General features: G+C 39.1%; 10 protein-coding genes. All 10 read right to left on the bottom strand.

The window, feature by feature from the left end; translation table 11 throughout:
• Positions 1 to 168: 168 nt before the first annotated feature.
• Positions 169 to 1,002, bottom strand: a complete 834-nt coding sequence (locus JCM9157_RS15995; protein ID WP_035666272.1) for a TlyA family RNA methyltransferase — start codon at positions 1,000 to 1,002, stop codon at positions 169 to 171.
• Positions 1,003 to 1,007: 5 nt separating this feature from the next.
• The gene (gene dxs / locus JCM9157_RS15990) at positions 1,008 to 2,897 is read right to left on the bottom strand and encodes a 1-deoxy-D-xylulose-5-phosphate synthase (RefSeq protein WP_035666269.1); all 1,890 of its coding nucleotides are present in this window, start codon (positions 2,895 to 2,897) and stop codon (positions 1,008 to 1,010) included.
• Between the two features lie 10 nt (positions 2,898 to 2,907).
• Positions 2,908 to 3,519: a hypothetical protein gene (locus JCM9157_RS15985; RefSeq protein WP_035666266.1), complete on the bottom strand. Its 612-nt coding sequence runs from the start codon at positions 3,517 to 3,519 to the stop codon at positions 2,908 to 2,910.
• A gap of 692 nt (positions 3,520 to 4,211) precedes the next feature.
• Positions 4,212 to 5,102: a polyprenyl synthetase family protein gene (locus JCM9157_RS15980; protein ID WP_035666263.1), complete on the bottom strand. Its 891-nt coding sequence runs from the start codon at positions 5,100 to 5,102 to the stop codon at positions 4,212 to 4,214.
• Position 5,103: 1 nt separating this feature from the next.
• Positions 5,104 to 5,340, bottom strand: coding sequence for an exodeoxyribonuclease VII small subunit (locus tag JCM9157_RS15975; protein ID WP_035666260.1), 237 nt, complete (start codon positions 5,338 to 5,340; stop codon positions 5,104 to 5,106).
• On the bottom strand, positions 5,330 to 6,700 hold the full coding sequence (xseA, locus tag JCM9157_RS15970; RefSeq protein ID WP_035666258.1) for an exodeoxyribonuclease VII large subunit: 1,371 nt from the start codon (positions 6,698 to 6,700) through the stop codon (positions 5,330 to 5,332). The genes JCM9157_RS15975 and xseA overlap by 11 nt, the downstream gene beginning before the upstream one ends.
• Positions 6,701 to 6,709: 9 nt before the next feature.
• Positions 6,710 to 7,552: a bifunctional methylenetetrahydrofolate dehydrogenase/methenyltetrahydrofolate cyclohydrolase FolD gene (gene folD / locus JCM9157_RS15965; RefSeq protein ID WP_035666256.1), complete on the bottom strand. Its 843-nt coding sequence runs from the start codon at positions 7,550 to 7,552 to the stop codon at positions 6,710 to 6,712.
• 17 nt (positions 7,553 to 7,569) lie between these two features.
• A complete protein-coding gene (gene nusB / locus JCM9157_RS15960) occupies positions 7,570 to 7,965 on the bottom strand; it encodes a transcription antitermination factor NusB (RefSeq protein WP_035666254.1) in 396 nt (131 codons plus the stop codon).
• Positions 7,966 to 8,254: 289 nt separating this feature from the next.
• Positions 8,255 to 8,653, bottom strand: a complete 399-nt coding sequence (locus JCM9157_RS15955; RefSeq protein ID WP_035666252.1) for an Asp23/Gls24 family envelope stress response protein — start codon at positions 8,651 to 8,653, stop codon at positions 8,255 to 8,257.
• Between the two features lie 16 nt (positions 8,654 to 8,669).
• Positions 8,670 to 10,031: an acetyl-CoA carboxylase biotin carboxylase subunit gene (gene accC, locus JCM9157_RS15950; RefSeq protein ID WP_035666250.1), complete on the bottom strand. Its 1,362-nt coding sequence runs from the start codon at positions 10,029 to 10,031 to the stop codon at positions 8,670 to 8,672.
• Positions 10,032 to 10,034 lie beyond the last annotated feature (3 nt).

Below are 10,034 nucleotides of genomic sequence, written 5' to 3'. Positions count from 1 at the left end.
GGGAATCGCATATTTTAAAAAATTTCAAAATCAAAAAAAACATACGAAAACCCCCACCAGATCAACTTTCTCTGAGGGAGTCTACGTATATTTCCTAATGCTAAGGTTCTGCATCGTTCGAATTCTCATTCAAATACTTTTGTTATGTCCTAGCCTCATTAATTAAATTTATTCTTCTTGCTTAGCTTTTAACTGTTCATGTGCGGTCTCGACAATTTCTCTAGGCGACAGGTCATTGCTCATCTTGCCTGCTTCATGTTCCCCCAAAAATTGTAAATGCATGAGAAACTCGATATTTCCTTCTCCACCTTTGATCGGTGAAAAACTGAGGCCAGCCACAGTGAAACCTTGCAAGGTAGCAAATTCGCTAATTCTTGTTACTACTTCTTCATGCACCTTTTTATCTCGTACAATTCCTTTTTTTCCAACCTGTTCCCGCCCCGCCTCAAATTGCGGTTTAACCAGAGCCACTACATCACTGTTTGGAACAAGTAACGTTTTTAAAACAGGAAGAATTAACTTCAAAGAAATAAACGAAACATCAATTGTTGCAAAATGAGGAAGGCCTTCAGTTAAGTCTTCAGGTTTTACATAGCGAAAATTAGTGCGTTCCATCACAACAACACGCTCGTCTTGTCGAAGCTTCCAAGCAAGCTGATTATACCCTACATCCAGAGCATAGACTGCTTTTGCACCGTTTTGTAAGGAACAATCAGTGAAACCACCGGTTGATGCACCAATATCTAAAACAATTTTATCTTGTAAAGAGAGATTAAACTCTGATATTGCTTTTTCAAGCTTTAATCCACCACGACTTACATACGGAAGAGGATTTCCTTTCACTTCTAAAGGAGTTTCACGGTCAACCTTTAAGCCAGGTCTGTCTACTCTTTCCGTACCAGAATAGACAAGTCCTGCCATAATAGAGCGCTTTGCCTTTTCCCTTGTTTCGATTAATCCTCTTTCAACTAATAAAACATCTATACGTTCTTTTTTTGTCACGTCTGTTACGCCCTTTGTCTTTTCTTTGGAAGTAAGGTCATAACTTGATCTAGAACATTAGCTGATGTCAAACCAATTTCCTCAAGTAGCTCTGACACACTACCGTGTTCTATAAATTCATCAGGAATTCCCATACGCTTAACTTCGACATTATGATAGCCATGATCATGGAAAAACTCAAGAACTGTACTACCAAAGCCGCCTTGAAGAGCCGCTTCTTCTAAAGTCAAAACTGGGACATTCATTTTTGCAATTTCATGCAATAATTCTTCGTCTAGTGGTTTAACTGAATTAGCATTTACTAATTTAACTGAGATACCTAGCTTCTCTAATTGCTCAATTGCTTGTTCTGCTACTGGAATCATTGTTCCAAACGTCAACAGACAGGCATCTGTTCCATCTTTAAGTGTTTCCCATTTACCAATTGGGAGTTGCTTTAATTCACTATCCATTTTAATTCCATAGCCGTTCCCTCTAGGGTAACGAACAGCAATAGGACCATCATCGTATTTACATGCCGTATAAAGCATGTGCTGTAACTCATTTTCATCTTTTGGCATTAAGATTTTCATATTAGGCAGGTGACGTAAATAAGCAATATCAAACACACCTTGGTGAGTCTCACCATCTGCCCCTACTAGTCCTGCACGATCAATCGCAAAAACAACATTTAGATTTTGTCTACAAATATCATGAACAACTTGATCATACCCTCGTTGTAAGAAAGTAGAATAGACGGCAAACACTGGTTTCATTCCTTGTGTTGCAAGTCCCCCTGCCATGGTTGTAGCATGCTGTTCCGCAATTCCTACATCAAACATTCTTTCTGGGAACTCTTTTGCGAAGACATCTAACTTGGTTCCACCAGGCATTGCAGCCGTTAAAGCTACAATTCTCTTGTCTTCTCTTGCGATTTTCTTTAACGTTTCTGCAAACACACCACTATAGCTTGGTGGTCCAGGCTTCTTGACAACTTCGCCTGATTCAATTTTATACGGTCCTAATCCATGCCAAGTACCGTGAGCGTCGTTTTCAGCCGGCTCGTAGCCTTTCCCCTTCTTTGTCAGAACATGTACTAGAACGGGGCCTTTTGTTTTCTTTGCATACTTTAAGTTCTCTGCAAGATCATCGAGGTCATGTCCATCAACAGGACCTAAATAAGTAAACCCTAATTCCTCAAAGAAGATCCCAGATACAAGTAAATATTTCAAACTGTCTTTCACTCTTTCAGCAGTCGAAGCAATTTTTCCACCTAATGCTGGAATCTTCTTGATTAACTGTTCAAGTTCTTCTTTTGCCTTATGATATTTACCAGCTGTGCGTAATCTACCTAGCACATTGTGAAGAGCGCCGACATTTGGAGCAATCGACATTTCATTATCGTTTAAAATCACAATTAAATCTGTTTGTTCATGTCCAATATGATTCAAAGCCTCTAATGCCATTCCACCTGTTAATGCACCGTCACCAATTATAGCGACTACATTTTCATCGGTACCTTTTAAATCTCTGGCAGTTGCCATACCCATCGCAGCAGAAAGCGAAGTCGAGCTATGTCCTGTTTCCCACACATCGTGCTCACTTTCATTTCTCTTTGGAAAACCACATAACCCTTTGTATTGGCGGAGCTGATCAAATCGGTCCGCTCTACCTGTAAGGATTTTATGGACATATGCTTGATGACCTACGTCCCAAATAAACTTATCTTTAGGACTATCAAATAAATGATGTAGAGCTAATGTTAGTTCGACAACACCTAAATTAGGTCCTAGATGCCCACCTGTTACCGACAATTTTTCTATTAAGAAATGACGGATATCATCTGCTAATTCTTCTAATTGCTGGTTTGTATAATTTTTAAGTTCGCTTGGGTCTTTAAATTCCTCTAGTTTCATAAAGGAACCCTCACTTTCGAGTCAGTTTGTCTTTTTTCTTTGTTTTTCCATTTGTTGTTTGGAACACTTTTATCTTTAATCTTACCTCTAAAATGTATAATAATCTACCAACTTGATAGATGATTGGTGTTGCGTAGTGGATTGCAAGTGTTTTACCGACTGCTTTTCCTCCTACCGTTAACGCAGCGACCACGCTTGTAAATAGGATTGAAATTGCAAATTGCTGATAAGATGTATCCGTATAACCGAGCTGCAATGCGAGTTGTAATACAACATAAGCTGAAGCGGTACCACTAATAATCCCTGAAATATCACCAATTACATCATTACAGAAGTTAGCAAATTTATCAGCATTTCTTGTGATTAGAACTGCATGTTTAGCTCCATGTAACCGTTCAGATGCCATTGCATGGAAAGGTTTTTCAGTAGCTGCCGTTGCTGCCACACCTATTGTATCAAAAAACACACCTAAAAAGACAATAATGAAGACAATTATCATACCAATTGCCCAAGAAACTCCACTTAAAATAAATGTGGATATAACTGAAAAAATAGCCGCTAGCACGAGTGTGATAACGGCAATACCCAAACTCCAATGTATTGATTTCTGAAGAGGTTTCATAATGGTCTCAAGATCACCTTTTATAAATAGACTATGTATTAATGGAGTGGTCATTTAAAGAGTAAACTCTGTAGCTTAGGTCCAGTAGGATTTCCCAATTCAGTACCACTGCGTCGCCGCAATGGCGGTTTCCCTTTACACTGAAGTTGACGTTGTCACCAATCGCCAGACTGGATTACCACTTAGTCTACACTGCAATCCTCTTTAAATGTCAATTGAACAGTCTAGGAGATTTCCTCGGCAGTTCCTTGCCTTTCTTTTATCCTCTTTTGCAGAGTAGATTTCATATGGGTAAAGTTTTAGACCTGTTGGCCGACAGATCAAAACCTCATTTCCATAATCCCCTCTTCCTCCACTCAAGGCAGGCTACGCTGCAGACAAGCTCCCTAGCTTGCCGTTGCAGGTTCATACCATTTGCTCTTGTTTCTTACTCGTGTAAGAACCGAGCAAACGGCCTCCACGGTAGGAGGGTCAACGCCCACATGCCTTTGTGGATCGCCCTACTACCTTATCTCCCAGTCAAGACCCAAGGCTGGGCGCCTCAAGCCAAGACAAGGAGCTTCATCGATGTGCCCTTTGGCGGATTTTTAGCCCCGCCTTCAAGAAAGGAGAACTGACTAGAATACTGCACCACTCACGTGTCTCGCTATTATAGCACGCACATTTTATTTGCTCAATGGAAATGCTTTGAATTAATGGTCACGTTCGGCTACATAGTTTGTTAGGGCCATTAATAAACTTTGATCCAAATTCACATTAGATAAGTAAGTCTCTGCTTTTAGCTTATGCTCAGACAGCTTGTTTTTTGCACCATCTAAACCTAAAAGATTTGGATATGTACTTTTGTTATTACCGTCATCGCTCCCGATTGGCTTCCCAATCGTTTCTGCATCGCCTTCAACATCAAGAATATCATCTTTGATTTGAAACATAAGTCCTAATTCTTTGGCAAACTGTCGCAAGTTGTCAATATCTGATTTTGAAGCTCCTGCAATGATCGCACCCGCGATAATAGCTACGGTTAACAGATCTCCTGTTTTATGATGATGGATGTAAACCAGTTCGTCTAGAGTTAGAGATTGGTTTTCACCTTCCATATCAGCCACCTGACCTCCTACCATTCCTTCTGGTCCGCTAGCTCGTGCCAATTCTTGGATAAGAAGCAGTTTTTGTTCTGCGGTGAGGTTTCCGACTTCCATTTTAGTAATTACTTCAAAACTGTATGTAAGTAAGGCATCACCTGCTAAAATTGCTAGAGCTTCACCGAATACTTTATGATTAGTCGGCTTTCCTCTTCTAAGATCATCATCATCCATTGCTGGTAAGTCGTCGTGTATTAAAGAATAAGTATGAATCATTTCAATAGCGCAAGCCATATCATAACCATGTTCAAGTGGTTTACCAAAGCTTTTAACTGTAGCAAGCAATAAAGCTGGTCTTATCCTTTTACCGCCAGCATTCAAAGAATAGAACATAGCCTCTTTTAACGTGTCTGGAGCTTGAAGCTTTTTAATGTGAATAGGTAACTGTTTTTCTATTTCCTTCTTTAGTTCATTAAGAAAAAGGGAAAGGTCCTCATTCACACTATTCATCCTCCTGAAAATCCAACAATTCTATTTCGCCATCTTCATGAAGAATTTGATCCATTTGTTTCTCTACCTGCTCAAGCTTTTCATGACATTGTTTTGACAATGCCATTCCTTCTTGAAACATCGAGATCGCTTTTTCTAGAGGAACGTCTCCTTGCTCAAGTTTTTCTACTACACTTTCTAATTGTGACATTGCCTCTTCAAAACTCAATTCTTTATTCTCAGTCGTCATTTTTTTCCTCCTCCACCATTGACTTGGTTTCTTCAACAAGACAATGAATCAATCCATCTTTCAGCCTTATATCTAACTTTTCTCCTACATTCACTTGTTTCAAAGTTTTCACTAATGAATGATCTTCTTGTTTATATGCTAGACTATACCCTCGGTCCATCAGACGTAATGGACTTAGCAAATTTAACTCACCTATCACTTTTTCAAAAGGTTGACGTTTTAATTTAAGGTGTTCCTTCATTGCTTTAACTAACGCCTCATGTAAGTGCTGTTTGTTTTCTTTTGCTTGTTCAATTTTAAGCTCAGGATGCAGTCGGTTGAGCGCTTTATCAAGATGAACTAGGTTCGTCGCAGGTTCTTGAATTGCTTTTATCAGCGAGCGTTTTAACCTGTCGATGTTTCCGTCCAATTGTTGTTCTTTTTGTTGAATTAGCTGCTCAGGGTACCTGAATGCATATGAACGTTTTAATCGTTCTAATTTACTTCTCTCAACGGACAACTTGTTTTCAATTAATTTCTTCATGCGATTTTGCATGGATAAAAGGGACCGGTTTATTTCTCTAATATCAGGAACAGCTAGTTCAGCAGCTCCAGTTGGTGTTGGCGCACGTAGATCAGCCACAAAATCACTGATCGTGAAATCTGTTTCATGACCTACAGCAGAAATGACCGGCATATTCGTGGCTGCAATGGCGCGAACAACTCCCTCATCATTAAAGGCCCAGAGTTCTTCAATTGAGCCTCCACCTCGTCCAATAATTAAACAATCAAAGCAATTGGCTAAGTCTGCCTGTTCTACCGCTCGAATAATGGAAGCTGGAGCCTGCTCACCTTGTACCAAAACGGGTAACAAAGTGATCTGCGTAACAGGGTATCTTCTTTTTAAAGTTGTTACGATATCACGAATTGCAGCTCCCGTTGGTGATGTGATAACGGCTATTCTCTCAGGAAAGGCAGGAATAGGCTTTTTTCTGGCTTCATCAAATAACCCTTCCTTTTCCAACTGAGCCTTTAATTTTTCATAAGCTAAATAAAGGCTCCCGATTCCATCTGGTTGCATTTCTTTTGCGTAAAATTGGTATTGACCATATGGTTCATACACATTGACTTCGCCACGTATGATAACTTTCATGCCATTTTCAGGCTTAAACTTTAAAAAACGATTATTACCCGCAAACATAACGGCTTGCATTCTTGATTGTTGGTCTTTTACCGTAAAATATAAATGACCACGCGTGTGCATTTTCACATTAGACAGCTCGCCTCTAAGCCAAACATTATGAAGAATCGAGTCCTCCTCCATAATTGTTTTAATGTATCTGTTAACCTCTGAAATCGACCAGATATTTTGAGTTGTCATTAGAACCTATTAACGATTTCTCGCGGATTGCACAGTATTTTCTAATAACATGGTGATCGTCATTGGACCCACTCCGCCAGGAACTGGTGTAATATAAGAGGCTTTATCTTTTACCTTATCGAAATCTACGTCACCACAAAGCTTGCCATCTACTCGGTTTATTCCTACATCGACAACTACAGCACCTTGTCTTACATCTTCTGCTCCAATAAAGTTAGGTCTTCCGATTGCGACAATCAGTATATCTGCAAGATTTGTCATCGCTCGTAAATTTGCAGTGCGTGAATGACAATAAGTAACGGTAGCATGTTCGTTCAAGAGAAGTTGGCCTACAGGCTTACCGACTATATTACTCCGTCCCACAACCACTACATGCTTACCGACTAAATCAATTTCTGCTTCTTTTAGCATTTCAACAACACCATATGGCGTACATGGAAGAAATGTCTCTTCACCTGTCATCATTTTTCCGATATTAATTGGATGAAAGCCATCTACATCCTTATTAGGTGCAATTTTCTCAATGACAGCTTGTTCAGAGATATGTTTCGGAATTGGTAACTGAACTAAAATTCCATCAATTGAATCATCTTGATTTAACTGTTCAATTTCAGACAATAATTCATCCTCTGTAATACTATCTGGTTTCTTAATTAAAACAGAGTGGATACCAGCTTGTTCACAAGCTTTTTGCTTTGCTTTTACATAAGATTGAGAAGCTGGGTCCTCTCCTACTAAAATAACCGCAAGACCTGGTGTTACGCCCTCAGCCTTTAATTTTTCAACGTCTATTTTTAATTGATCTCTTTTTTTAGCAGCTAATTCTTTACCATTCAATAATAATGCAGTCACTCTTCCCCACTCCTCTTTTAATCTTGAATAGTCTCCATCGCCTTTGACAAGACCCCGTTTACAAATTTACCTGATTCTTCTCCACCGAATGCTTTAGCTAATTCAATTCCTTCGTTAAAAGTTACGTTAACAGGAATATCATCAATGAATTTCATTTCATATAAAGTCATCCGCACGATTGCACGGTCTACTAGACCCATTCTGTCAATTGTCCAGCCTTGAAGACTAGCTGAAATCTTTGAGTCGATTTCCGGTTTATGTTCAATTGTTCCTTTAACTAATTCAAGCATAAACTCACTTGCTGTTTCCGAGTCATCAAGTACACTATGTATAGCTGAGTCTATATCGGTTTCTGTTAAATCAATTTGATAGAGCGCTTGAGCCGCTCTAAGTCTTGCTACTCTTCGATTCATTTGTTAAACTCCTTTAAGCTTTTGCATATGGATTATGTTAGTCTAGCATGTAATATGTTGATAATAGCATAACACGCTTTACTAAAACAGAACAATTTAGCATAATAGTTGATGATCTTTCGCTTTCTGTGATATTAATCTGACTTTAAGACGATTAAAAGACATCAATTGCATCTAAATTCAAAACACCTATTATTAGTAGCTATCCCTTTTTTTGTTGTCTCCTTTTTATTATAACCAAAAATATGAAAAAGACAGTCGAGGATTTCCCCAACTGTCCTAAAAAATTTTAATTTTCCTCTTCAACTGCTTCATTCGATTCAAATTGCACACCAACAACATGTACGTTGATTGCTTGCAATTCGATTGCCGTCATCGTTTGCAACGCTTGTTTGATATTAGATTGGATTAGATTAGCTACCTCAGGAACAGCAACACCGTATGTTATGACAACTGAAACGTCTACTGTGATTCCATCTTCAGCTAATTCAACCTTTACACCTTTACCATGGTTTTTTCGCCCTAGTTTCTCGGCTACCCCAGTAGCGAAATTACCACGCATAGTCGCTACACCGTCTACTTCAGAGGCTGCAATACCTGCTATTACCTCAATTACTTCTGGAGAAATTTCAACTTTTCCTAATTCGGATTTTTGCTCTTCTAGTTCTAGAATGTGGTTCTCATTCATACTAAGTCCCTCCTAATTATTTAAGTTTTACAGACATAACATCGTGTTGCTCTAAGAACTTTGTATTAAAATCACCTGAGACAAATGTTTCATGACTTAAAAGGCGTAAATGGAACGGAATCGTTGTTTCTACCCCTTCAATTTCAAATTCCTCAAGTGCACGTTTCATTTTAGCAACAGCTTCTGCACGAGTCGCTCCATGCGTAATTACTTTTGCAACCATAGAATCATAAAAAGGAGAAATCACATAACCGGGATAAACAGCTGAATCAACTCGCACCCCGAGTCCACCTGGCGCTAAGTAGTTTGTGATCTTTCCTGGAGAAGGCATGAAATTTTTAGATGGATTTTCAGCATTTATTCTACATTCAATAGACCAACCTTGGAATGTAACATCTTCTTGTGTGAGGGATAAAACTTCTCCACTCGCCACACGAATTTGTTCTTTAATTAAATCAATCCCCGTTACCATTTCTGTAACAGGATGCTCTACTTGAATCCTTGTATTCATTTCCATAAAATAAAAATTACCATTAATATGATCGTAAATGAATTCTACAGTCCCAGCTCCAGAATAATCAACAGCTTTCGCTGCATTAACAGCAGCTGTTCCCATTTCATTTCTCGTTTCATCCGAGATAGCAGGTGAAGGTGTTTCTTCAAGTAATTTTTGTAGTCTTCTTTGAATACTACAATCGCGCTCACCAAGATGGATTACATTACCGTGATTATCCGCAAGAACTTGGATCTCGACATGTCTAAAATCCTCTATATACTTTTCAATATAGACTCCTGGATTTCCAAACGCAGTTGCCGCCTCTTGTTGGGTGATATTCATTCCTTTTTGAAGCTCCTCTGCATTGCGAGCTACACGAATTCCCTTACCACCCCCACCAGCAGTGGCCTTAATAATAACAGGAAAGCCAATTTCTTCGGCTACAGCAAGACCGGCTTCAACACTTTCCACAATCCCTTTAGAACCTGGAACAATCGGTACACCTGCAGCAGCCATCGTTTTTCTTGCTACATCTTTTGTACCCATTTGATTGATGGCGTATGGACTTGGACCGATAAATGTAATGTTACAAGCTCCACAAATTTCTGCAAAATCAGCATTTTCTGCTAGAAAACCATAACCTGGGTGTATCGCATCCACCTCAGTTAATGTTGCCACACTCATAATGTTAGTGACATTCAAATAACTTTTATTCGAAGCTGTTGGTCCAATACAATATGCTTCATCAGCTAAGCGTACATGTAATGAATCCTTATCTGCCTCGGAGTACACTGCTACTGTTTCTATATCTAGCTCTCGACAAGCACGAATAATTCGAACTGCAATTTCCCCACGATTAGCTATTAAAACCTTTTTTATCATCGT

Origin of the sequence: Halalkalibacter akibai JCM 9157, from assembly GCF_000513135.1 — a bacterium.
Classification (GTDB): Bacteria; Bacillota; Bacilli; order Bacillales; family Bacillaceae_D; genus Halalkalibacter; species Halalkalibacter akibai.
The sequence above is the reverse complement of the archived record's forward strand: the minus strand, read 5'-3'. Positions and strand labels throughout refer to the sequence as shown.